Origin of the sequence: Marinobacter similis, from assembly GCF_000830985.1 — a bacterium.
GTDB classification, from domain to species: Bacteria; Pseudomonadota; Gammaproteobacteria; order Pseudomonadales; family Oleiphilaceae; genus Marinobacter; species Marinobacter similis.
This window is the reverse complement of record NZ_CP007151.1, coordinates 2,351,715-2,375,225: the sequence shown is the minus strand read 5'-3', so window position 1 is coordinate 2,375,225 and position 23,511 is coordinate 2,351,715. Positions and strand designations below refer to the sequence as shown.

17 protein-coding genes and 8 pseudogenes are annotated in these 23,511 nt (G+C 58.6%); 11 read left to right on the top strand and 14 right to left on the bottom strand.

Annotation, left to right across the window (positions count from 1 at the left end; all coding sequences use genetic code 11):
- From AU14_RS11005 to AU14_RS10995, 3 genes are all read left to right on the top strand, one after another.
- Positions 1-513, top strand: a complete 513-nt coding sequence (locus AU14_RS11005) for a TIGR02444 family protein (RefSeq protein WP_236744006.1) — start codon at positions 1-3, stop codon at positions 511-513.
- Entirely contained in the window at positions 510-893 is a 384-nt protein-coding gene (locus AU14_RS11000) for a DUF4124 domain-containing protein (protein WP_041340809.1), read from the top strand. The genes AU14_RS11005 and AU14_RS11000 overlap by 4 nt, the downstream gene beginning before the upstream one ends.
- Positions 894-1,015: 122 nt before the next feature.
- Positions 1,016-1,735, top strand: coding sequence for an FKBP-type peptidyl-prolyl cis-trans isomerase (locus tag AU14_RS10995; RefSeq protein ID WP_041340807.1), 720 nt, complete (start codon positions 1,016-1,018; stop codon positions 1,733-1,735).
- A 67-nt stretch (positions 1,736-1,802) separates the two neighbouring features.
- Here AU14_RS10995 and AU14_RS10990 read toward each other — a convergent pair whose 3' ends face one another.
- A complete protein-coding gene (locus AU14_RS10990; protein WP_041340805.1) occupies positions 1,803-2,282 on the bottom strand; it encodes an Rsd/AlgQ family anti-sigma factor in 480 nt (159 codons plus the stop codon).
- 119 nt (positions 2,283-2,401) lie between these two features.
- The gene (locus AU14_RS10985; RefSeq protein WP_236744005.1) at positions 2,402-2,890 is read right to left on the bottom strand and encodes a disulfide bond formation protein B; all 489 of its coding nucleotides are present in this window, start codon (positions 2,888-2,890) and stop codon (positions 2,402-2,404) included.
- A 105-nt stretch (positions 2,891-2,995) separates the two neighbouring features.
- Here AU14_RS10985 and AU14_RS23360 point away from each other — a divergent pair.
- Positions 2,996-3,262, top strand: a pseudogene (locus AU14_RS23360) (flagellar basal body-associated FliL family protein); the annotation flags it as partial.
- A 119-nt stretch (positions 3,263-3,381) separates the two neighbouring features.
- Positions 3,382-3,453, top strand: a complete 72-nt coding sequence (locus tag AU14_RS21555; protein WP_236744617.1) for a hypothetical protein — start codon at positions 3,382-3,384, stop codon at positions 3,451-3,453.
- 20 nt (positions 3,454-3,473) lie between these two features.
- Here AU14_RS21555 and AU14_RS23860 read toward each other — a convergent pair whose 3' ends face one another.
- The 4 genes and pseudogenes from AU14_RS23860 to AU14_RS10960 all read right to left on the bottom strand — a co-directional run bounded on the left by AU14_RS23860 (position 3,474) and on the right by AU14_RS10960 (position 9,567).
- On the bottom strand, positions 3,474-3,614 hold the full coding sequence (locus AU14_RS23860) for a ribosome modulation factor (protein WP_407942866.1): 141 nt from the start codon (positions 3,612-3,614) through the stop codon (positions 3,474-3,476).
- Between the two features lie 191 nt (positions 3,615-3,805).
- Positions 3,806-5,361: pseudogene (gene gshA, locus AU14_RS10970) on the bottom strand (glutamate--cysteine ligase); the annotation flags it as partial.
- Between the two features lie 77 nt (positions 5,362-5,438).
- The gene (locus tag AU14_RS10965; protein WP_041340798.1) at positions 5,439-7,775 is read right to left on the bottom strand and encodes a Tex family protein; all 2,337 of its coding nucleotides are present in this window, start codon (positions 7,773-7,775) and stop codon (positions 5,439-5,441) included.
- Between the two features lie 55 nt (positions 7,776-7,830).
- Positions 7,831-9,567, bottom strand: a complete 1,737-nt coding sequence (locus tag AU14_RS10960) for a putative bifunctional diguanylate cyclase/phosphodiesterase (protein ID WP_041340795.1) — start codon at positions 9,565-9,567, stop codon at positions 7,831-7,833.
- Positions 9,568-9,711: 144 nt separating this feature from the next.
- Between AU14_RS10960 and AU14_RS10955 the strand changes: the two are divergent.
- From AU14_RS10955 to AU14_RS10945, 4 genes and pseudogenes are all read left to right on the top strand, one after another.
- A pseudogene (locus AU14_RS10955) lies at positions 9,712-11,543 on the top strand (UvrD-helicase domain-containing protein).
- A gap of 284 nt (positions 11,544-11,827) precedes the next feature.
- Complete coding sequence (locus tag AU14_RS21545; protein WP_052472026.1) at positions 11,828-12,121, top strand: hypothetical protein; 294 nt, start codon at positions 11,828-11,830, stop codon at positions 12,119-12,121.
- Between the two features lie 197 nt (positions 12,122-12,318).
- Entirely contained in the window at positions 12,319-14,082 is a 1,764-nt protein-coding gene (locus AU14_RS10950; protein ID WP_052472025.1) for a galactose oxidase-like domain-containing protein, read from the top strand.
- Between the two features lie 16 nt (positions 14,083-14,098).
- Entirely contained in the window at positions 14,099-14,647 is a 549-nt protein-coding gene (locus AU14_RS10945; RefSeq protein ID WP_041340792.1) for a hypothetical protein, read from the top strand.
- A 74-nt stretch (positions 14,648-14,721) separates the two neighbouring features.
- On the opposite strand, the gene AU14_RS10940 is transcribed toward AU14_RS10945, so the two are convergent.
- Positions 14,722-15,135 carry a c-type cytochrome gene (locus AU14_RS10940; RefSeq protein ID WP_041343902.1) on the bottom strand — a complete coding sequence of 138 codons (414 nt, stop codon included), beginning with the start codon at positions 15,133-15,135 and terminating at the stop codon, positions 14,722-14,724.
- Positions 15,136-15,426: 291 nt separating this feature from the next.
- Here AU14_RS10940 and AU14_RS10935 point away from each other — a divergent pair, with 291 nt between their 5' ends.
- Positions 15,427-15,675, top strand: coding sequence for a hypothetical protein (locus tag AU14_RS10935; protein WP_236744004.1), 249 nt, complete (start codon positions 15,427-15,429; stop codon positions 15,673-15,675).
- 10 nt (positions 15,676-15,685) lie between these two features.
- Positions 15,686-16,804 carry a phospholipase A gene (locus tag AU14_RS10930; RefSeq protein WP_094191202.1) on the top strand — a complete coding sequence of 373 codons (1,119 nt, stop codon included), beginning with the start codon at positions 15,686-15,688 and terminating at the stop codon, positions 16,802-16,804.
- Between the two features lie 158 nt (positions 16,805-16,962).
- Here the strand turns inward: AU14_RS10930 and AU14_RS10925 are convergent.
- The 7 genes and pseudogenes from AU14_RS10925 to AU14_RS23345 all read right to left on the bottom strand — a co-directional run bounded on the left by AU14_RS10925 (position 16,963) and on the right by AU14_RS23345 (position 23,511).
- A pseudogene (locus AU14_RS10925) lies at positions 16,963-18,312 on the bottom strand (phosphomannomutase).
- A 9-nt stretch (positions 18,313-18,321) separates the two neighbouring features.
- Positions 18,322-18,798 (bottom strand): bacterioferritin, encoded by a 477-nt coding sequence (gene bfr, locus AU14_RS10920; protein ID WP_041340789.1) that lies wholly within the window; start codon positions 18,796-18,798, stop codon positions 18,322-18,324.
- A 143-nt stretch (positions 18,799-18,941) separates the two neighbouring features.
- Positions 18,942-19,148 (bottom strand): bacterioferritin-associated ferredoxin, encoded by a 207-nt coding sequence (locus AU14_RS10915; RefSeq protein WP_041340786.1) that lies wholly within the window; start codon positions 19,146-19,148, stop codon positions 18,942-18,944.
- 98 nt (positions 19,149-19,246) lie between these two features.
- Positions 19,247-20,535 (bottom strand): annotated as a pseudogene (gene pepQ, locus AU14_RS23355) (Xaa-Pro dipeptidase).
- Positions 20,528-21,441 (bottom strand): annotated as a pseudogene (locus AU14_RS10905) (LysR family transcriptional regulator). Before AU14_RS10905 ends, pepQ begins: the two co-directional pseudogenes overlap by 8 nt.
- Positions 21,442-21,501: 60 nt before the next feature.
- Positions 21,502-22,517, bottom strand: a pseudogene (locus tag AU14_RS23350) (ABC transporter ATP-binding protein).
- A pseudogene (locus AU14_RS23345) lies at positions 22,514-23,511 on the bottom strand (ABC transporter ATP-binding protein). The pseudogenes AU14_RS23350 and AU14_RS23345 overlap by 4 nt, the downstream one beginning before the upstream one ends.

Here is a 23,511-nt window from a genome sequence, read left to right as displayed (position 1 = left end):
TTGGACCTGCCGGTGCAACTGCAATCCGATAACCCTCTGTGGCAGTTCGCGTTAGCCTTCTGGCAAAAGACGGGCGTTCAGGAAAATTGCCTGGCGCTGCAGCAGCAAGGCTGGAGTGTCACCAGAGTCCTGTGCGCCGCCTGGCTGGCGCTGGACGGTCAATCGTACACCGGAAATGAAGATGCTACGGTAACAGAGTGGCGTAACCGTGTAACGGGCGCTTTGCGCACCGTTCGACAACTGCTTCCGAAGGCAAGTGCGCAGTGTACCACTCTGCGTAAAGGCGTTGCTGGTCTCGAACTAGAAGCCGAGCGTATAGAACTCGCACTGGCCTGGCATACACTGACAACCAACAATACGGAAACTGGCGATATGCACGGACGCGATGCACTTATCCAGAATAATCTCGAGGCTGCCGCCCCCTCAACGAAGGCGGTCGCAAATGCAAAGAGCCACTTGAATGCACTGGCCGGCACACTGGCCGACATCTCCACGGGAGACCACAAGCCATGATTATGAAATGGCTCATCCGGATCTCATTCCCGGCACTGGGGCTGTTGTTGATGCTGATTTTCTTTGGCCTCAATGACCCCGAGCAGGTTACAGAATCTGTCGCCGAGGAAACTCCTGAAGAAATTCCAGCTTTCGAAGGATTGGTTCCCTCCCCGGTGCCTACCGACGGACCCGATATCGTGTTCAAGTGGCAGGACACCGAGGGCAACTGGCATTACGCCGACCAACCCCCGTCCCAGGGCCGCTGGAACACCCTGGCCATCGAGCGCGCCGACACTGACCTGTCCCGCAACCGGGTCGCAGATCCGGAAAACGACTGGCAGTCTCCATACCGGGCCCCGTTCTCGATGAGCCCGACCGCTGGCAGTAACGGCAGCTAGGACATCCGTCCGTTTTCTTAACACATGTTCAGTGGCAACTGCCGCCAGAACCCGTTACCTTCTGCGTTCCGACATACACTCTACGGGGCTCTGCCCCGGCACATACGTTAAAGGATGAAGCAATGAAAAAGACACTGCTCGCACTGGCAATGGCTGGCGTTGTGGCCGGCTGCTCTACCCCGCCAGAGACTCCGGAAGATCCGAAACTGGAATCCACCGACCAGAAAGTCAGCTACGGCATGGGCCTGGTACTCGGTGAGAGGATGAGCAACGATCTGCCGGATTTGCAGATGGATCAATTTCTGCAGGGTATCCAGCATGGCCACGCGGGTGACGAAGAAGCCCAGCGCATGAGCCGCGAAGAAATTCAAGCTGCCCTGATGACCTACCAGCAGGAAATGCAGCAGAAGCAGTCTGAACAGGCGGAAGAGCTGGCCAAGAAGAATCTGGAAGCAGGCGAAGCCTTCCTGGCAGAGAACGCGGATCGCGACGAAGTGAAGAGCACGGATTCCGGTCTGCAGTACGAAGTCCTGGAATCAGGCTCCGGCGAGAAGCCAGCCGCCACCGACACCGTGAAGGTTCATTACACCGGCGAGCTGCTGTCTGGTGAAGTCTTCGACAGCTCCCGCGAGCGCGGCGAGCCGGTAACCTTCGGCCTGAACCAGGTCATCCCGGGCTGGACCGAAGGCCTGCAGCTGATGAGCGAAGGCGCTCGTTACAAGCTCTACATCCCGGCCGATCTGGCCTATGGCCCTGGCGGCAATCGCGCCATTGGCCCGAACGAAACCCTGGTGTTCGACGTCGAACTGCTGGAAGTCAATCCGCAGGCTGACTCAGAATAACGAGCAGCCAGCAAAAAGCCTCAGCCCGGTCACCCGGTGCTGAGGCTTTTTTTGCCAATTCCGTTGGTCAGACCGAGGCTAATTTGCCTGCATGCGCGTTGTGCAGATGCTCGATCAGAAAATCTTCCATTTCAAAACGGCTTTCCAGGCTCTCACCCAACTTCGATAATTCGCCATACAGAGCTTTCAGCTCGTCTTCGGACAATTCCTTGCCGTCCAAGCGATCGTTGAAGTTCAGGGCGACCTCAGTGGTTTCCTGAATACGAGGATACAATTTGGCCGCCAGCTCCTGGCCACCATCGTTAAATTCCTTAGCCTCGCGAACCAGCTGCTCGTAGATTTCAAAGTGCCCGGTCGAAACATAGTCAACCAGCACTTCACACAGGCGCACAAATTTCTCTCTCAGAGCTTCGGTCTGGGAGAAATCGTTTTCCCCGGACAGGTCACAGTAGTGGACCAGCAACTCCTGACGCTCTTTGAGCCAGCGATCAATGAGCTCGCTGACTCCGCCCCATCGCTCCCTGGCATTTCGGCAATTTTCCAGCATGACGCCTGTTCTCCGCTTTATTCCGGATCTTATGTCTCGGTCTTGATGTCTTTGTCAGGTATTTCCAACTTACCCCATGGCTGCGCTCTGCCGCAACCGTTTCAACTGGCAATACCGATTTATGGCTTCGAGCGACGCAACAGCATCGCCAGCCCGGTCACTACCAACAGGCTGAAGAACACCGCCGTCCAGCCGGGAATACTCAACCCCATGAAACGCCAGACCACTTCGGCACAATCACCGGTGCCTTTCAGAGCTGTTGCCAGCACCTCGAAGAGCGGCAGCACTTCCAGCATGTAATCGACGGAGGGGCCGCAGGCAGGAACCTGATCTGCCGGCAAGCTCTGCAGCCAGAGCTGACGACCGGCCACACCCAGGCCCGCGCCGGCCGTTACGGCAAGCAGCAGCCCGTAGATACGCGCTCCCAGGCCAGAAGGACCATGCAACACCGCCACCAGACTGACCAGGCCGGCGCCCATGAAACCAAAGCGTTGCAGCCAGCACAGCGGGCAAGGCTCAAGCCCCATCACGTATTGCATGTAAAAGGCGACACCCAGTAATCCAGCGCACACCAGAAAAATCAGTCCGAACACCTGCCTGTTTGTCAAAACTACACCTCGGATTAGCGAATTGAACCTGCATCTACCCACCGGGCCTGCTATTCTCGGTCCCATTGGTGGCATCATTGTTGATCGGCCACTTAACCCTAAACTATGACCAACTTCAAGCTTATGACACTCCAGCCAAAATCCGCTCTTACCCTGTTGCTACTGCTGTGCTCACTGTTGGCCACACCGCTGGTCGCCGAGGAGCCAGAAGAAGAGGAAGCCGTCGAGGAAGAGCGCATTACCGCCTACATTGCCATGGACCCACCGTTCGTGACCCACATTGGTAAACCGGGCACCAAGGTGACCTATCTCAAGGCCTCGGTCAGTCTTCGAGTTGCCAGTGCTGGCGCCCAACCGGCGCTGAACGCGCACATGCCGAGACTGCGCCATGAGCTGGTCATGTTGTTTGGCGAGCAAACGGACAGCGAGCGGCTGACAGCCTGGAAGGCCAGCAGGCTCTGCGAGAAGAGGCGACAGCACGGATCAATCAGGTGCTGGAAGAGCAGCAAACCGGTGAAAGCATCACCGGCGTGCTGTTTACTGAATTCGTGGTGCAGAATTAGCGCGGAGAGATATATCCGGCTCAGGCGATGCGGAAAAACAGATCGTTGTCCTGCATCGCCTGCTTTTCCCGGGCGATCTGATCGGCGTCGTCCCAGCCAGCTTCCCAGGCGGCAATAACTACCTCACCGCGGTATGGGCAACGGGCCTTATCCATGCCCATCGAGCTGCCATATAACCTTGTCGATAGGCTTATTGAGCGCCTCTACTTCCCAGCCGAGCTTGATATCCCTTGCCATGACGCCATCCCCTGTTGTCCCTGTGATTACAAAAACTAACAGTCGGTCTGAGACCTGACAAACAGTTTGTCTGGATTCTGTGAGTCAGGTCCGCCCGGGCCGCGACGCCCTGCCCTCAAGCCTTCAGGTACTGGTCGAGGAACACGCCAAACGGCGGCTGATCGACATCTTCCATGCGCGCCTGATCCGCCAGAGATTGCTCGGTCATGGCTTCGAACGACGCCTGCATTTCCGGTGACAGACCTTCCTCGCGAAGGGTCTGCTGGTGCTGGCGGGATTGCTCCATCACCCACTCCCGGTGGCCCAGTCCGGATTCCCGCATGGCATCCACTACTCGTGCCGAAGGCACTGACCAGCCTCCCAGCTCCGGCATTTTTCCGCGTTGCTCAGCCAGGGCCTTGCGATAGGTTTCGGCTCCGGTCCAGCTGTCCAGCAATTCCGCCAACGGCTCCAGTTGCTCAAACAGGGCTGTTGCCGCATCACCCACCGGCTTGCGCGCACCACCCTGGCACAGATTGAGCTCGCGGTTGCGACCCTGGGCAACCACATCTTTGTAGTTATCATCCAGCCGCTCACACTCGTCGTCACCGATACGCGGACTGTCGGTCAGCAGGCAATCCAGCAGAAACAGGTCCAAAAAGTCGATCTGGGCGGCGTTGACACCTTCCGGCGAGAATGGATCCAGGTCCAGGCAACGAACTTCGATGTACTCGACGCCGCGAGCCTCCAGCGCCTGAATCGGCTTCTCGCCGCTATCGGCAGTCCGCTTCGGGCGCACCGCGCTGTAGTACTCGTTTTCGATCTGCAGCACGCTGGTGTTGATCTGGATGAACTGATCGTCACGCTGCACCCCGATCTTTTCATAGGCCGGCAAGGTGTGTGAATGGCTCGGTCGAGGGTCTGAGTGTAGGTGCTCAATTCGTTGAAACAGATATTGAGGGATGATTGAGCATTGTTGTGGTAGCCCAAATCGCCCATTCGCAGGGAAGTCGCATCCTGGCCGAACCAGGTCTGGTCGTCGAACCGGCTGAGTTTGTGACTGGTGTCGGCAACGAAACTGGCATCCAGGGCCGGGGACGAGCCGAACAGCAGCATCAACAGCCAGCTGCGACGACGGAAATTGCGGATCAGCCAGAAATACTGGTCAGATTTAAAGTCCTTGAGACTTTGCTGATTGCCCAGCGCTTCTTGCCACATCTGCCAGAAGCCGTCGGGCAGCGACAGGTTGTAATGGGCGCCGGCTATGCTCTGCATCATCCGGCCATAACGTACCGCCAGGCCTTGACGATAGACATGCTTCAGGCGACCGATGTTGGAGCTGCCGTATTCAGCAATGGGAATGCTGGCATCACCGTCCAGTTCGCAGGGCATGCTGGCCGCCCAGAACACTTCGTCACCCAGGTTCTGCTGCACAAACCGGTGAATGTTGCGCAGCGACTCCAGCATTTCACCGGTACTTGAGCATACCGGCGTAATCAGCTCCAGCAGCGCTTCCGAATAATCGGTGGTGATGCTCGGATGGGTCAGCGCCGACCCCAACGCCTTCGGGTGCGGGGTCTGGGCAATAAAGCCGTTGCGATCAACACGCAGACCTTCCTTTTCGACGCCTTTACGAAAACCCTGCCAGTCACTGGCGGCAAACTGGCGAAAAACAGAATGGCGGGACTCAGCATGGTGAACTCCTACTGCGACCGGTGCAGTCTCGTGAACCGCGCCGGTCGATGAAAAGACAGACAACCGGTTAGCGGCTATCCTTTGCGTGCCGAGGCCAGAGCCTGGGCCAATGCGCCCGCCATGGCGCCCTGCTGTTGTTTCTGACCGCTGCCGCTCTGGCGTGAATTCCGGCTGCCGGTCTTCTGTTCGGTACGGGTACGCCCGCCACCCGCTGGCTTGCCATCGTTCTTTTCACCCGGCTGATCGTCCATACGCATGGACAGGGCAATCCGCTTGCGGGGGATGTCCACGTCCATCACTTTAACCTTGACGATGTCCCCGGCTTTCACGACTTCCCGCGGATCCTTCACGAAAGTATGGGACAGCGCAGAAATGTGCACCAGCCCATCCTGGTGAACGCCAATATCCACGAACGCACCGAAGTTGGTGACGTTGGTCACCGAGCCTTCCAGCACCATGCCCGGTTTCAGATCACTCAGGGTTTCCACGCCTTCCTCGAAACTGGCGAAGCGGAATTCCGGACGCGGGTCCCGGCCAGGCTTCTCCAGCTCGGAGATGATGTCTTTGATAGTCGGCAACCCGAATTGTTCTGTTACGTAATCCTTCGGATTCAGACCACGCAGGAACGAAGAATCACCCACAATGTCCTCGACCTTGCGTTGATTCTTGGCGGCAATCGCCTCCACGACACCGTAGGCTTCGGGGTGCACCGACGAGCGGTCCAGGGGGTTATCGCCACTGGCAATCCGCAGGAAACCGGCGGCCTGCTCAAAGGTGCGATCGCCCAGTCGAGACACCTTCAGCAGCTGCTTGCGATTATTGAACAGACCATTCTGGCTGCGGAAATCAACGATGTTCTGGGCAATGCTCTGGTTCAGGCCAGACACCCGCGCCAGCAGGGGCACGGAGGCTGTGTTCAAATCGACACCAACGCCGTTTACGCAGTCTTCCACCACGGCATCCAGGCTGCGGGACAGCTGCACCTGGGATACGTCGTGCTGGTACTGACCTACACCAATGGACTTGGGCTCGATCTTCACCAGCTCGGCCAGCGGATCCTGCAGGCGGCGGGCGATGGACACGGCACCGCGAATGGTGACATCCAGGTCCGGCAGCTCACGGGAAGCGAATTCCGAAGCTGAGTAGATCGAAGCGCCGGACTCGCTGACCACGATGCGCGCCAGCTTCAGTTCCGGGTACCGCTTGCACAGGTCCGCCACCAGCTTCTCGGTTTCCCGGGACGCGGTGCCGTTGCCGATCGCCACCAGCTCAATTTTGTAGTCGCGACACCAACGGGCCAACTGCTCAATGGACTGATCCCACTGATTTTTGGGGGCATGGGGGTAAATCGCGCCGTGGCCCACCACCTGGCTAGTGCCATCAATCACCGCCACTTTCACCCCGGTCCGAAGGCCGGGGTCCAGCCCCAGGGTTGGGCGCGGACCAGCCGGCGCCAACAGCAGCAGGTCTTTCAGGTTGGCGGCAAAGACATTGATCGCCTCGGATTCCGCGGCCTCGCGTACCTGGGCCATCAGGTCGGTTTCGATCTGGGTCGACAGTTTTACCCGCCAGGTCCAGCGCACCACTTCTGAAAGCCATTTGTCGGCCGCCCGACCGCTGTCCCGGAGGTTCCAGTGCGCGGCAATCCGCTGCTCGGCCGGGTGCGGCTGCTTGCGATCGTCCTCGGCATCACCCACCACAATGGTGAACGCCAGAATACCTTCATTGCGGCCGCGCAGAATGGCGAGGGCACGGTGCGATGGCACCTTCTTGAGCGGCTCGACGTGGTCAAAGTAGTCCCGGAACTTGGCGCCCTCGGTTTCCTTGCCCTCGATCATCGACACCTTCAGCTGACCTTCCTGCCAGATGAAATCCCGCAGGCTGCCCAGCAGCTCGGCATCTTCGGCGAAGCGCTCCATGAGGATGTACCGGGCGCCGTCCAGCGCGCCCTTGGTGTCTTCAATACCGGCTTCTTTATTCAGATATCCCTGGGCCGTGGCCTCCGGCTCCAGCGTCGGATCTTCAAGCAGGGCGTCCGCCAATGGCTCCAAACCGGCCTCACGGGCAATCTGGGCCTTGGTACGACGCTTGGGCTTGTACGGCAGGTACAGATCTTCCAGGCGATTCTTGGTGTCAGCGCCGTCAATACTGGCGCGCAGCTCGTCGGTCAGCTTGCCCTGCTCGTCGATGCTGTTGAGGATGGTGGTACGCCGGTCTTCGAGCTCGCGCAAGTAACGCAGCCGCTCTTCCAGGTTACGCAGCTGACTGTCGTCCAGCGAGCCAGTAACCTCTTTCCGGTAACGGGCGATAAACGGAACGGTTGCACCCTCGTCGAGCATTTCGACGGTGGCATTGACCTGTTGCTCACGAACGCCGAGTTCGTCGGCGATACGCCTGGAAATACTGTTCATGCAACCTCTGTTCAGTAGAATCGGTATCGGATTAAAGGAGGAAAGGTACAGCGGCTTATCGTTGCAGGCAAGCGGCCTGTCCGCGGTTGCGCAGAAATTGCACCAGGTCCTTCCACGGCATGGGCCGGGCGTAATAGTAACCCTGGATCTCATCACAGTGTTGGTCGCGCAGGAACTCCAGCTGTCCCTCGGTTTCCACACCCTCGGCAACCACGCTGATCTGCAGGCTGTGGGCCAGGCTGATGATGGCCCGAATGATGTGTTCGGCGTCCGCGGAGTGGCCCAACTCCTGGATAAACGACTTGTCGATTTTGACCAGGGAGATGGGCAGGTGCTGCAGGTTACTGAGCGAGGAGAAGCCAGTGCCAAAATCATCGAGTGCGAAACTGATGCCCAGCTGATTGAGTTCGCGCAGGCAGCGTTGGGCGTAGTCCAGATCGTGCATCATGGCACTTTCGGTGAGTTCCAGCTCCAGCAGGCTGGTATCGACATTGGCGTTGAAGATAATCCGGAAAATGGTTTCGGTCATCTTGCGGTCGTGGAACTGACGGAACGACAGGTTCACTGCAAACACCAGCCCCGGGAAGCCAAGGTCTGCAGACTCCCTGAGCCGTTGGCAGGCCTGCTCGATCACCCAGTAACCGATCGGCACAATCAGGCCACTGCGCTCCGCCACCGGAATGAACTCGTCAGGCCCGACCAGACCTCGCTCCGGATGGTTCCAGCGCAACAGGCACTCGACACCGCGCACTTCGTCGGTGGCCAGATCGATCCGGGGCTGGTAGTACAACTCCAGTTCCCGGCCCCGCAGCGCATGGCGCAGATCCCCCTCCAGCCGAAGCTGGTGGCCGGCGGAGATGTGCAGCTGATGGTCATAGAACCGGTAGCTGGAACCCGGCTCCCGCTTGGCTTCGAACGTGGCACGGTTGGCCCGCCGGAGCAGGTTCTCGGCATTATCACCGGATTCCGGGTAGGTCGCTACGCCAACGCTGGCACTCACCCCAATCACCTGACCACCCACCGTGATGGGCTCATCCAGGGCGCCGATCACTTTCCGAATAATGTGCGCAACATCGAGGGAATCCTCGACCTGTTCGACAATAATGGCCAGTTCATCGCCACCAATGCGCATCAGCGAATCCACCCGCCGCAGGGTATGGCGCAGCCGTTCAGCCAGTTTCAGCATTAACTGATCGCCGTTCTGATAGCCGAAGGATTCGTTGATGCTGCGGAAATCGTCGATATTCAGATGCAGCAATGCCAGGCGATGCTCGCCCCGCTCGGCCCGCAACAAGGATTGTTGCAGCCGGTCGAAGAACAGATCCCGATTGATAAAGCCGGTGGCGACCGCACTGCCAAGCTGGGAATGTGACGACTCGGACAGCTGGCTCCGATACCAGAGGCTCTTGACCGCCCGGCACAGGCTCCAGTGATCCAGGGTTTGCCGGCACAGGTAGTCATCCGCCCCGACCGCCAGGAGTTCCGATGCTCGTTCGTTGGCCGGTTCAGCACTCAGCGCCAGTACCGGCTTCTCGTTGCTGGCTACAGCCAGGTATTGTAGGAAGGCGGGCTCGGAGCCGCCGTGAAATACGCAGTCCCAGATAATGACGTCAAAACTGGCGTTGTGAATCAGATCATCACAATCCACCAGGTCAGGGCACCAGATGATGTCAGGTTCGAATTCGCGATCCCGGGACAGGTAATCATGCAGCCATAGGTAGTCTGTATAGTCCGGAATGAGGAGCAACAGCCGCAGCTGACTTCGCCGTATCATTTCCAGGGGAAGCGTCATTTAGCAGAATCCATGGTTGCGTGAGCGTCCGAATCCGTCCCATGTAGAATAGACGATACACGGTCAAGGTACAGAAAGTCCTGCTGGTGTAGAATACACCAAACGTCCGATAGTCCCCTTTTGTCCAATTCTGGCCCCTTATTTGTGAACAAGCTCAACCCGAGACAAAGTGAAGCGGTACGCTACGCCGATGGCCCCCTGTTGGTCCTGGCCGGCGCCGGCAGTGGCAAAACCAGTGTTATCACCCGGAAGATCGCCTATCTGATTGAACAGCTGGGCATTCCCGGCCGCCACATTGCCGCCGTGACCTTCACCAACAAAGCCGCCCGGGAAATGAAGGAACGGGTCGGGCGCATCGTCGACCGCAAACTCACCCGGGGCCTGATTGTCTCAACCTTTCACAACCTGGGCCTGAACATGATCCGGGAAGAGCACATGCACCTGGGTTACTACCCCGGTTTCTCGATCTTCGATGCCGAAGACGCCAAAGCCCTGCTGCAGGACCTGATGCTGCACGAAGGCAGCACCGACGCCGGTGACGAACTGAACGATGTCCAGATGACCATTTCATCCTGGAAGAACGCCCTGCGCAGCCCGAGCGAGGCCCTGAGCAAAGCGGCGGACGAACGGGAACAACGCATTGCACTGATTTATAAGAAGTATAACGAATATTTAAAAGCCTACAATGCGGTTGATTTCGACGACCTGATTCTGTTGCCGGTGCAGCTGTTCCGCAGCAACCCGGAAGTGCTGGCGAAATGGCGGCGCAAAATCCGCTACATGCTGGTGGACGAGTACCAGGACACTAACGTCTGCCAGTACGAGCTGGTCAAGTTGCTGGTAGCCGAGCGGGCCGCGTTTACCGTGGTCGGTGACGACGACCAGTCAATCTATGCCTGGCGTGGCGCCCGACCGGAAAACCTGGAACAGTTAAAAGAAGACTTCCCCAGCCTGAAAATCGTCAAGCTGGAGCAGAATTATCGCTCCACCGGTCGCATCCTGCGCAGTGCCAACACGGTGATCGCCAACAACCCGCACGTGTTCGAGAAAGCGCTGTGGAGTGACCACACCATTGGCGAGGAAATCCGGATCGTCCGCTGCCGCAGCGAAGACGCGGAGACCGAGCGTGTCGCTACCGAAATCCTGGATCAGAAATTGAAGAAGGGACTGGAGTTCCGGGATTTTGCCGTACTCTATCGCGGCAACCACCAGGCCCGGCTGCTGGAGATGAAACTGCAGGCTACCAGATTCCCTACCGGATCTCCGGCGGCCAGTCGTTTTTCTCCAAGAACGAGATCAAAGACGCCATGTCCTACCTGCGCCTGCTGATCAACCCGGACGACGACGCTGCATTCCTCCGGGTGGTCAACGTGCCGCGCCGGGAAATCGGCCCCCGCACGCTTGAACAATTAAGCCACTATGCCCGGGCTCGCAATGTCAGCCTGTTCAAGTCACTCGGCGACATGGGCGCGGAAACCCACGTCACTGAGAAAGGCCTGGACCGGCTACGCCGCTTTGCCCACTGGGTCGATGCCACCTGCGAGCGCCTGCACGGCGAAGACCCGATTCCAGTGATCAAGCAGCTGTTCACCGACATCGAATATGAGGAGTGGCTGCATCAGCACTCGGGCACGCCGAAACAGGCCGAACGCCGGATGGAGAACATCTGGTACCTGGTGGAGTCAATCCAGCGCATGCTCGATGACGGCAAGGGCACCGCTGACGAACTGGGCATTGAAGACGCCATCACCAAACTCATCCTGCGCGACATGATGGAGCAACGGGAGGAGGACGATGACAGCGACAAGGTCCAGCTGCTGACCCTGCACGCCTCCAAGGGCCTGGAGTTTCCCCACGTGTTTATCATGGGGCTGGAAGAAGAAATCCTGCCACACCGCAGTAGCATTGAAGAAGGCAACATCGAAGAGGAGCGCCGGCTGATGTACGTCGGCATCACCCGGCCCGGGAAACCCTGACCCTGACCTACGCAGCCGCGCGCCGCCAGTACGGGGAAAAGATCGAAACCATTCCCAGCCGGTTTCTGGACGAGCTTCCGGACGAGGACCTGAAGTGGGAAGGCCAGGGCGATCTCGACGTCGAGGCCAACCAGAAAAAGGGTAAAGCCACTCTCAGTGCCCTGCTCGGAGATCTTGGGGCCTGAATTGACAGCCGATTAATGCAACTATTTTGCCTCCTGGCCCGTTGTGTCTATGGGGAACTCATTCCTCACCTGACGACAACAACAAACCAGGAGGACGTAATGTCCCGTTTCCACAAGCGTTTTTCCGCAATCTCCGGCTCGCTGTTACTCGTAGCCGCCGGAAGTATTCATGCAGATCTGGATGGTTCTGACTCAGACGATGCCCTGGATGGCGCTTTACAAACAACCCCGGTTTTCAAACCCGAGTACACCGAACAGGGCCGATTTGGCTCCCCGTTTGCCGAGCCTACCATCGTCGTCGACGGTGAAACCGTCACTACCGACGAGAAATGTGTCGAAGACGCCAATGGCGAGCTCGAGTGTAAACCTGCCGCTGGCACCATGCCCTGCTGAAAGATGGCCGAATCCTGTACCTGAACGCCCTGGAAGGTACTGAAAACGTCGAAACCTCCATTGTTGGAGAATTTGGCGAAGTCTCCATCAATGATCAGACCCGCGTACTGGCACTGGACGAAGATGATGCCCCGAGCTGGATCAAGCCTGACCCGCTCCGCGCCGGTGCCAACCCAGACGGCAACGACAGCGAGACCTTGCTAAACAACACCCCGCTGGACGGTGTTATCGACACGGCTGATAACACGGACAAAAACGACGGCGCTCTGTTCTGCTCCGACGTTATTGGCCTGGCCAACGGCAACGTGCTCGCGGTTGGCGGCACAGACTATTATTCCGAGCCCGGCATCGATGGCGCACCGCTGGGCGTAGTGGAACTGGAAGGTATCAAGAACTCTCGGATCTACGACGAAGAGTCCAACACCTGGACCCAAAGCGGTGACATGACTTACGGCCGCTGGTACCCGTCCCTGGTGACCATGGGCAACGGCAACGTGTTTGTCGCCAGCGGCGTCACCAAGCTGCTCAAGCCGGTTTACCCGGAAGACCCGATTAACAGCGGTCGCAACGTAGTCCAGACCGAGACTTACAACCCCTGTGCCGGAGAATGGCAGCTAAACCCGTCAACTGCGGACCGCTCGCTGCCACTGTACCCGCGCATGCACCTGCTGCCCAACGGCCACGTGCTGTATAACGCCGGCGGCCAGGCCTTCAACCCGTTCGGCCAGGGTTACGACCAGGCGCTGTGGAACATTGTCGCCAGCTACAACCCGGAAACCCAGCGTTGGAACGACATCGGTTATGCCGGCCTGCCCCTGCGTCTGGATGAGAATGGCCTGGGTCAGTTGAGCAGCACCCTAAATATTACCAACGGTTCCCTGGAACAAGCGGCTGAGTTGTTGGGTGGTGTGGTACGCAGCCCGTCTGAGCTGCGCGAAACCAGTGTGACGGTGACTGCCTCAGAGGAAAGTCTGCAGATGGCCATTGCCGGCGGCATGCGGGGTTCTACCTCGTCCACCATGCTGCCGCTGAAGCCAAACGCGAACGGCGAATACACCGACGTGGAACTGCTGACCGCCGGTGGCGTGCCCAGCTATGGCCTGCTTACCAACCCGGGCGGTTATGTGCCCATCGCCCAGAGCCGGATTGATACCATCAGCACCAACGGCGACCAGATTGACTACGAGTCGCGCCTGACCGGACCGCTGAACCAGCCGCGCTGGTACGGCACCAATGTGCTGATGCCGGATGGCAGCGTTATGGTGTTTAGCGGTGGTGACCGCGACGGTGTTGCCGCACCTGGCCTGGAAGGCCCGATCCGGACTGCCGAGCGATTCGATCCGGAAACAGGCACCTGGACTGAAATGGCCATGGCCAACCAGTCGCGCACCTATCACAACACGGCAGTCCTGATGGACGATGGCCGGGTGATGATTGCCGGTCACTCGCCGATCAACACGGCTTACCTCAAGTTTGTCAACCTGGAAGATTTCGGGCTGGCACCCTATGACGGCCGTGATCCCAGCTTTGAGATTTACACGCCGCCGTACGCCATGCGCAACGACCGCCCGGAAATCAAGAGCGCTCCGCGCAGCCTGACCGTGGGTGATCGCTTCCGGATCAAGCTCGCCGATAATGCCGATAACATCGACAAGGCCATGCTGATTCGCCGCACGGTGATGACGCACCTGATCGATGGCGACCAGCGCGCTGTTGAACTGGTGATCGAGAAGACCAAAGGCAACAAGGTGACCCTACGGATGCCGGACAACCACAACGTGGTGCCGGCGGGCGAGTACATGCTGTTCGTGAGCAAGGACACGCCGGAAGGTCGGGTGCCGTCTGTTTCAGCCCCGATCAGCGTGGTTAACCATGGTCTCGAGTGCATGGCGCCGACTCAGGTTGCCGATAACACCGTGACTATTGACGGCGTTATCGAGTCCACCGTCGACATCCTGTAACGGGAGGGCTGGCATTATGAACTTCGAACTATCCAGAACCGGCACGCCAGCCGCTCTGGTGCTGTTCGGCCTGATGTCCCTGTCAGTCTCCGGACTGGCAGGGGCGCATGGCGCGCCAGACGCAGACAATATTCCGTCGGGTGTGGTCAAGGCCAGCATCACCGAGCAACCAAGTATTCCGGGGCTCAGCACCCTCATCCTGGACGCGCCCAGGCCTGGCATCATGCTCAGCTACCGGGGCGAGGAGCCGATTACCATTCTCGATACCGAAGGCGAGGAGTTCCTGAGATTCAGTCAGAACCAGGTCGAGGCCTACACTGGCAGCGCCAGTTGGCAGGCACTGCCTAACGCAGCCCAGAGTATTGCGAACGCCGCATCCGAATCCGGAACCTGGGTAACCCTGTCGAATTCAGGCAGTTTTGGCTGGCTCGACCCACGGTTGAATGCCCTGCAGGACGCCCACGGCGACGCCGGGGAATTTGCCCAGTGGCGCATTCCGGTCAAATCGGAATCCGCTTCTGTACACCACATTGCGGGCGAACTGACCTTCAAGACCTTCCCGTAACACCACCAACTTTTCGATACTGCACAAAAAAGCCCCCGCAATGCGGGGGCTTTTCATTTCTACCGAACAGCGACTTACTGGCTTTCAGACACCAGGTACTCAACCGCGTTGGCAATTTCTTCATCCGGGCAGCTAGCACAACCACCTTTCGCCGGCATGGCGTTGAAGCCATTGACCGCGTGGCTGATCAGGGTTTCCATGCCCTTGTCGATGCGAGGCGCCCAGGCTCCGGCATCACCCAACTTCGGTGCACCAGCAGCACCGGTGGTATGACACGCCATGCACACGGCGTCATACACCTCCGGGCCAGGGCGAGGGCCAGAGCTGGCAGTCTGGGTTGGCGCCGCAGCGGCACCGCACTCGTCCCCCTGCATGCATACTTCGCCAACCGGCGCGATGCGTGAGCGAATTTCATCTTCAACATTTGCCATCACGGCACCGGCGGTAAGGCCGAAACCAAGCAGCACGACGGCCAGGACTCTCTTCATCTTCACAATGCACCTCGCATTAGAGCGTTATAATCTTTTGATGTCCGCATTATAGCGACTGAGCTCGGGCAAAAAAACCAAACCGCAGAATCCTTGCCTGAATTCAACCGCTTTCATTGCCATTTCGTAAATCAAACAGCGTTTTGCCGGCATTCCGGCTACCATAGTGACGCTTTTAACTCAGGATTTCAGGAATCGCTAAATGTCCCAACCCGACACCCCTTCACGCCACCCGTTGCGCAAGCCTTTACTGATCGCCGAATTCACCGCCCTGGCCATTTTGCTGGCTCCATGGGCTGGTTTTCAAGCCACACCGGTGATGGCGGCACGCTGGACGCAGCTTGGCTGTTGATACCCGCCCTGGCAAGCCTGGGCGTGTTTCTCAGTTTCATCGGACTGATGTACTTGCGCTGGGTAGCGGCTGCCGATACTGCCAACCGTTTTCGCCATAAGGTCATTTTCTCTTTGCTGGCGGTTACTCTGATCAGTGTTTGGGTATACGGCATTGCCAACACCTGGTTCAGTCTGAACGCCAGTTAAGGACCTCATCATGCGTGCACAGTTTTCTGCTTTTACGGCTTTTGGTCTGGCCCTGGTTGCCGGCACCACCAGTGCCGAGGGCACTGATTCCGGGGACAACAACGCCCAGCCCAAGACGCTCACCGCGGAAGAATGCGCGCTGATCGAGAACGGTGTGCGCCGACTGGCCTGTTACGATCGGGTTCTGGACCCGGGCAAGGCTAGGCAGGATGCCGAGCCGGAAAAGGTTAAGCAGGTTGAGCAAGAGGCCGATAAAACTCTGCCAACCCGGGAAACTGCGGCGAAGGCAATGGCCGAGGATGGCGACAGCAATGAAGGCGTGATGACCACCATCGTGGACCGGTATATTGCGGCAGAGAAAGCGGTGTTTTCATTCTCCGGCAGTTTTGTCGGTCACAAGCCCACCTATATTCTGCCGGTGACCTGGGTGAAGGATCCTAATTCCACCCCGTCCAGTCCCCGCCTGGGTGGCTCGGATTACGATTACGATTTGGAGCGGGAAGAGGTCAAGTATCAGATCAGTTTCAAGGTCCCTCTGCTGACCGGCATGCTCGATGACCGCACCACCATGTGGTTTGGTTACACCCAGAAGTCTTTCTGGCAGGTCTACAATCAGGACGAGTCTGCGCCTTTCCGGGAGACCAACTACGAGCCTGAGCTGTTCCTGCGCTATCAGACCGACTTGAAGATCGGCAAGGGTACTATGAATGCGGTCACCTTCGGTTTCAATCATCAGTCCAATGGCCAGTCCGAGCCCCGCTCCCGGAGCTGGAATCGCATCACCGCGTCAGCCGCCTACAGCTACGACCGCTGGCTATTTATTCTCCAACCCTGGTACCGGATTCCGGAGGGCGATGAGGACGACAACGAGGACATCGAACGCTTCCTCGGGCACGCTAATTACACGGCGGTGTACAAGCTGAGAGAAGACCGCACGCTCTCGCTGAATCTGATGAATAACCTGAGGTCGGATAACAAGACGTCGGTGGAGTTTGGCTACAGTTTCCCGATGGGCGATACGGTGAGGGGCTTTTTCCAGTACTACAACGGGTATGGAGAGAGTCTGATCGACTACAACGAGCGAACGGAGCGGTTTGGTATCGGGATTATGCTGAACGACTGGCTCTGAAACACTCCCCGCAAATAAGAGAAGGTCGATCAGTCAGGATGATGTGGCTGAAACCCGCTCAAGCACATCCATGTGGCGCTTGAGCTCCGCCATCCTTGGCTCCGCACAGTTTCAGCCACATCATCCTGCCTGCTCTCCTCATAGCTACAAGGAGAGTCTTACTGATTCAGCCGTTCCATCTCAGCAAGCAACTCTTCAGTCTTTGCTTCCATCAGGGGGATATCCGCCCGCGACTCCACGTTCAGCCTCACCACCGGTTCGGTGTTCGACATCCGCAGGTTGAAGCGCCAGTCGTCGAACTCGATGCTGACACCGTCCACGTGGCTGATGCTTTTCGCACCAATACTGTATTTGGCTTCAATAGCAGCGATCACCTTTGGGGGATCAGCGATGGTGCGGTTGATTTCGCCGCTGGCCGGATAAGCTTCGATGCGGGCGTCGATCAAGGAAGACAGGGTCTGGCCGGACTGGCACAGGCGCTCGGCGATCAACAGCCAGGGGATCATGCCGCTGTCGCAATAGGCGAAGTCCCGGAAATAGTGGTGCGCACTCATTTCGCCGCCATACACCGCATCCTCTTCGCGCATACGCTGCTTGATGAAGGCGTGGCCGGTCTTGCTTTCGATGGCTTCGCCACCGGCCGCAGCGACCAGGTCGAGGGTATTCCAGGTCAGGCGTGGGTCGTGGATGACCTTGCCACCGCCGGTTTTGCGCAAGAACTGGTCGGCTAGCAGGCCAACGATGTAGTAGCCCTCGATAAACCGGCCGTTCTCGTCGAAGAAGAAGCAACGGTCGTAATCACCGTCCCAGGCGATGCCCATGGCGGCGCCTTCGGCGATGACGGCGTCGGCTGTCGCCGAGCGGTTTTCCGGCAGGATCGGGTTGGGCACGCCGTTGGGGAAATGGCCATCCGGCTGGTGGTGCACTTTCACGAATTCGAACGGCAGGTGCTGTTCCAGCTCGTCGATCACCAGCCGGCTCCGCCGTTGCCGGCGTTGACTGCGATGGTCATGGGCTTGAGGGAGGCGGCGTCCACGTAACCCAGCAGGTGGTCGATGTAGCGCTCATCGATTCCAGCGGCTCGTAACGGCCCTGACTGGGGGCGTCGGTGAACGGCTCAAGTACGCGATCACGGATGTCGTTCAGGCCGTTGTCGGAGCTGATCGGGCGGGACTGCGGCCCGACCATTTTCATGCCGTTGTGGTCTTTCGGGTTGTGGCTAGCGGTAACCATGATGCCACCGTCCATGTCGTAATGGCTGGTGGCGAAATACACCATCTCGGTGCCACACAGGCCAATGTCGAAGACGTCGGCGCCCGCCGCCATCAGGCAGAACTCAGGGCTTCGGCAATGTCCGGACTGGACAGGCGGATGTCGAAACCGACAATCACTTTCTTCGCCCCGGTGATTTCCACGTAGGCTCGCCCGATACGTTCAGCCAGTTCCGGATTCAGTTGATCCGGCACCCGGCCGCGCAGGTCATAAGCTTTGAAGCAAGACAGGTCCATTGTCAGGTTTTACTCCGCAGCAGATGATTGCAGCTGGATGTAGTTCTGAATGCCCATCTGTGCAATCAGCTCCTGCTGGGTTTCCAGCCAGTCGATGTGCTCTTCTTCGCTATCGAGGATGCTACGGAACAGCTGGCGGCTGCCGTAATCCTGGACCTGCTCGCAGTAGGCGATGGCTTCTTTCAGGTCGACGTGGGCGGTGTGCTCGATTTTCAGATCGCAGGCGATCATTTCCTCAACGTTTTCACCGATCAACAGCTTGTTGAGGTCCTGCAGGTTGGGCAGACCCTGGAGGAACAAAATGCGTTCGATCAGCTGGTCGGCATGCTTCATCTCGTCGATGGACTCTTCGTATTCCTTGTCGGCGAGTTTGGTAATGCCCCAGTCCTTATACATGCGCGAGTGCAGAAAGTACTGATTAATGGCGGTGAGTTCGTTGCAAAGCACTTTGTTCAAGTACTGAATGACTTTCTTGTCGCCTTTCATGACCGGGCTCCTTGATGACGGATATTTACGATTTCTTAGGATAGCCGGTTATGCGGTAATAAAAAATTGCAGGCGGGAACCAATTGCAACAAAGCCGGCCATGGCGGCCGGCTTCAGTACGGGCGAGAGATGTTAAGCGATGCCTAGGCCGGTTGTGCCAACAGGTTGGCCAACGACAGATAATCCGGGGTTGCCGCTTCTCTCAGGATCTCACGCGCGGTGGAGGCGCAGCGGCCACACTGGGTGCCGACACCCATTTCCTTGCCCAACTGGCGCATGGAAGTGACGCCATTCTCGGCAGCTTCGCGGATTTCTCGGTCGGTGACACCGTGACAAAGGCACACGTACATAGGGCTCTCTCACTGACGACAATAAAGTGAGTGATAATTATTGTTATTTGCGTCTAGAATTACAACCCCATCGTGTTAATTTTGTGCAACCGGACGTATCAGCCACCCATCTCGCGGGTCAGGTTGCGGGCACCGTCGGCGGTCACCACCACGTTATCCTCGATACGAATGCCGCCACAGCCCCGCAAATCATCAATCACCTCATGATTAAAGTGCTCCCCAAGCGGCCCGTTCAGCACCGGATCGAGCAATGACGGGATGATGTAGAGACCAGGCTCGATGGTCACCACCATGCCCTCTTCCAAGGTGCGGGTCAGGCGCAGGAAGGGCGCATCGGCCGGAGACGGCTCAAGCTTGCCGGCGACATCGTGCACCTTAATTCCCAGAAAATGGCCAATACCGTGGGGAAAGAAGGCGCGGGTGACGCCCTGCTCTACCAAGCTTCGTCGTCCAGCCCGGATACCACGCCAGCCGCGTTCAACAGCGCGGCGAGGCCTTGATGGGTCTTGCGGTGGATGGCGGCGTACTCCACACCGGGCGCAACCATTTCGCACAGGCGATTCTGCAGCTGGTCCAACCCCTGCACCAGGGCCGCGAATCGGCCTCACCGGATGCCGGTGTGGTTCGGGTAATGTCGGAACAGTAGCCCCGGAAGCGCACGCCGGCATCAATCAACAGGCTGCGGGGGCGCTCGGGTGCCTGGGTGTCGTAATACTGGTAATGCAGGGTACCGGCGTGTTCGTTAACGCCAATAATGCTGTGGTATGGCGCTTCGGCCTCGCGCTGCCCGGTGGCCTGCTGGTAGGCCAGATTAATCTCGAACTCGCTGCCACCGGCCAGGAATGCGTCTCGGGCGGCCCGGTGTCCGCGCACGGCAATCTCGTTGGCGCGGGCGAGGCAAGCAATTTCGTAAGGTGTCTTGCGCACCCGGGTTTCGTCCAGGGCCGCCAGCAAAGGAGCCGGATTATGCTCGCCCGGCACGTCGGCCAGTCCGGCAGGATCACCGATCACCGCCAGCTTGCCCGACTTTTCCATCGACGGCGCGCTCCGTCCTTCACTGAACCTTACCTCCACGGCCTGCTGCAGGTTCATCCGGCAATTCCAGATTGGCATGCCAGAAGTCGACCGGCTGGTACAGCCACAGTAACGGGGTCTGGCCGGGGCGAATCAGCAACCAGCTGTGCTCCTGGCCCGCCAGTCCGGTCCAATGCAGGAACGGGCCGTAGCCCTGGAACTGCCACGACTGATCATCGCCGTAACGCATAGGGGCGGCACCGGAGCTAATCAACAGGCTGTCGTATCCGTGTGCCTTCAGGGCCTGTTCGTAACGTTGCTGCAGGGTCCGGATGTGATCAATCTGAAGGGACAGGATCTCGGTCTCAGGCATGTTGGCTTTCCAGGGTTGTCCAAAGGGTTAATAGGTCGTCAGAGCGGGGCTGGCGCAGTCGGATCAAACGGATTTCCAAGGGCACATCCCATTGGTCGCCGCCAGCGCGCGCCAGACTGCCAAATTGCTCGCTCTTTTCAGTCATACGCTGGGGCAGCCAACCCATACCAAACCCCTGTTTAACCAAGGCCTTGATACTGGCGGACTGAGTATTCTCGTTCAGTGGCAGCAGGTTCGCCGAGACTTTGCTGCGGCTCAGGTGCGCCTCAATCGCTGATTGCAGAAACCGCGCGGGTGGTAGGCAATCAACGGCACCGGCTGTTCAGTGCTACCGGGCAGCGAATACCTGGGCTGCCCGGTTTCATCGGCCACACTCACCGGCACCAGAAATTCCCGAGCCAGGCTGATGAATTCATAACGTTGCGGATCGAGCCGCTCGCCCCAGGGCAGGTCCTGGTGCCAGTAACACAGCACCAGATCACATTCGCCGTTATCCAGGGCATCCAGAAACTGTTCACCAACCCAGTTGGTGGCTTTCAGGTTCAGTTGCAGGCGTTCGGCAAGCCCCACTTTCTGGGCCCACTGCTGATAGAAATGTGAGAACAGGCCCTGGGTAGAGCCAACACTGATGCGGGCCGAGGCTTCGGCTTCCAGATCGTGAATCCGATCACGGGTGTCGCGAACGTCCCGGGTTACCCGCTCACACAACTCGACAAACGCCTCGCCCGCCGGAGTCAGAGACAACGGCAACGTCTGGCGATTGATCAGCGTTGCGCCCATGGCTTCTTCGAGGAGCTTGATGCGTCGGCTGAACGTAGGCTGGCTCACGTGCTGCAACTCGGCAGCACGGGAGAAATGGCGCGTTCGAGCAAGCGCCATAAAGTCTTCTAACCAGCGTATTTCCATGGGGTCACCGGGCGGGGCAATAAAGTATGACGGGCATCATAGCTTATCCCGACACCCCTGTTACAACCGCCCTTCTTCCACCGCGTGGCATGCCACCTGCGCACCTTCATCGGTGGCGATCAGCTGCGGAATTTCCTGCCGGCAACGCTCGTTGGCGTAGGGGCAGCGACCATGAAAAACACAGCCCGACGGCAGGTTCACCGGTGTCGGCACTTCCCCTTGCAGGCGGATGTGGTTGGGCCGGTCATCTTCCAGCTTGGGAATGGCCGACAACAACGCCTGGGTGTACGGGTGGCGCGGAGTGCTGAACAGGGTCTTGGTGTCCGCCAGCTCGCACACCCGGCCCAGGTACATCACCGCCACCCGGGTGCCGAAATGCTCCACCACCGCCAGATCGTGGGTGATGAACAGATAGGTCAGGTTGCGTTTCTCCTGGGCATCCATGAGCAGGTTCAGCACCTGGCCTGAATGGACACATCCAGTGCCGAAATCGGCTCGTCCGCCACGATGAACTCCGGGTCTACCGCCAGTGCCCGCGCGATGGCGATACGCTGACGCTGACCGCCGGAGAATTCGTGGCCGAAGCGGCTGCCCCAGTCCGGATCGATACCCACCGACTGCATCACCTCACTGACCTTTTCCTTCACCTGGCCGGTATCCCAGTCCGGGTGGTGGAAACGGATCGGCTCTTCCAGAGTTTGCTGGATGGTCATCCGAGGGTTCAACGACGCATAGGGATTCTGGAAAATCATCTGCATCTTGCGGCGGTATGGCAGAACCTCTTTGCCGTCCAGATTGTCGATGCGCTCGCCGTCGTAGTAGATCTCGCCGCCGCTGGGCGACAACAGCCCCATCACCGTACGCGCAACCGTGGATTTGCCGCAGCCGGACTCGCCGACCACACACAGGGCTTCGCCCTTCTGCACCTGCAGATCCACACCGTTGATGGCGTGTACCGCCTCTTGTTTGCGATGGAAACGGCCATTTTTGAACGAGATCTGTTCCAGCAGGCTGCCGGACAGGTCAAACCTCTTTTCCAGCCCGCGAATGTCGACCAGTGGGGTTGGTGAGGTCATTGTTCCGACTCCTGCATGTGTTTCTCCTGCTCAATAAGATTACTGACTTCGTAACAGGCCACATCCACATTCCCCGACCGCACATACTCGGGCATGGTGCGCTTGCACTGCTCAGTGGCGAACTTGCAGCGTGGATGGAACGGGCAGCCAGTGGGGACATTTTTCAGGGACGGCATGGAGCCCGGAATCTGGAACAGCCGTTCACCCGGCTCGCCCATCTGCGGCAGTGCGTTGATCAGGCCCTGGGTATACGGGTGCTGGGCATCGTTGATAATTTCCCGGGTTGAGCCCTGCTCGATAATCCGGCCCGAGTACATCACCAGCATGCGCTGGGTGACCTGAGACACCACACCCAGATCGTGGGTGATCAGCATAAGGGCGACATTGTCCTGCTCACACAACTCCAACAGCAGCGCCATGATTTCCGCCTGAATGGTGACATCCAGTGCAGTGGTGGGCTCGTCGGCAATGATGATTTCCGGGTCGAGCAACAGTGCGATGGCAATGATCACCCGCTGGCGCATGCCACCCGACAGCTCGTGCGGGTACTGGTCCAGACGCTTCTCCGGCGACGGGATCTGCACCTTGTTGAGCTTGCTCAGGGCAATGGCCCGGGCGTCTTTGGTGCTGATGCGCCGATGCGCTTGATGGCTTCCACCATCTGGGTGCCGATCGACAGTACCGGGTTCAGGGTCATCATCGGATCCTGAAAAATCATCGCGATGCGATTGCCGCGAATCTTGCGCAGCTCACGCTCGCTCATGGCCGCCAGGTCCTTGCCCTCGAACAAAATCTGGCCGCCGGCAATGTAGCCCGGGCGGGCAATCAGGTTGAGGATCGAGAACGCGGCCACGGATTTACCGGCACCGGACTCACCCACCAACCCCAGGCGCTCGCCCTTATCCAGGCTGAAGCTGATACCGCGCAGGGCGGTCAGGTCGCCGCCGCGCACGGCAAAGCGAACATCAAGATCTTTTACTTCCAGAAGTGCCAT

What these genes read in the sequence shown, in the direction of transcription:
- AU14_RS10940 (WP_041343902.1), bottom strand. Translation starts at nt 15,135, where the DNA reads ATGAAGAGAGTCCTGGCCGTCGTGCTGCTTGGTTTCGGCCTTACCGCC.
- AU14_RS10995 (WP_041340807.1), top strand. Translation starts at nt 1,016, where the DNA reads ATGAAAAAGACACTGCTCGCACTGGCAATGGCTGGCGTTGTGGCCGGC.
- AU14_RS10990 (WP_041340805.1), bottom strand. Translation starts at nt 2,282, where the DNA reads ATGCTGGAAAATTGCCGAAATGCCAGGGAGCGATGGGGCGGAGTCAGC.
- AU14_RS10915 (WP_041340786.1), bottom strand. Translation starts at nt 19,148, where the DNA reads ATGTACGTGTGCCTTTGTCACGGTGTCACCGACCGAGAAATCCGCGAA.
- AU14_RS11000 (WP_041340809.1), top strand. Translation starts at nt 510, where the DNA reads ATGATTATGAAATGGCTCATCCGGATCTCATTCCCGGCACTGGGGCTG.
- AU14_RS10945 (WP_041340792.1), top strand. Translation starts at nt 14,099, where the DNA reads ATGAACTTCGAACTATCCAGAACCGGCACGCCAGCCGCTCTGGTGCTG.
- bfr (WP_041340789.1), bottom strand. Translation starts at nt 18,798, where the DNA reads ATGAAAGGCGACAAGAAAGTCATTCAGTACTTGAACAAAGTGCTTTGC.
- AU14_RS10935 (WP_236744004.1), top strand. Translation starts at nt 15,427, where the DNA reads ATGGGCTGGTTTTCAAGCCACACCGGTGATGGCGGCACGCTGGACGCA.
- AU14_RS10965 (WP_041340798.1), bottom strand. Translation starts at nt 7,775, where the DNA reads ATGAACAGTATTTCCAGGCGTATCGCCGACGAACTCGGCGTTCGTGAG.
- AU14_RS21545 (WP_052472026.1), top strand. Translation starts at nt 11,828, where the DNA reads ATGTCCCGTTTCCACAAGCGTTTTTCCGCAATCTCCGGCTCGCTGTTA.
- AU14_RS23860 (WP_407942866.1), bottom strand. Translation starts at nt 3,614, where the DNA reads ATGGGCATGGATAAGGCCCGTTGCCCATACCGCGGTGAGGTAGTTATT.
- AU14_RS10930 (WP_094191202.1), top strand. Translation starts at nt 15,686, where the DNA reads ATGCGTGCACAGTTTTCTGCTTTTACGGCTTTTGGTCTGGCCCTGGTT.
- AU14_RS10960 (WP_041340795.1), bottom strand. Translation starts at nt 9,567, where the DNA reads ATGACGCTTCCCCTGGAAATGATACGGCGAAGTCAGCTGCGGCTGTTG.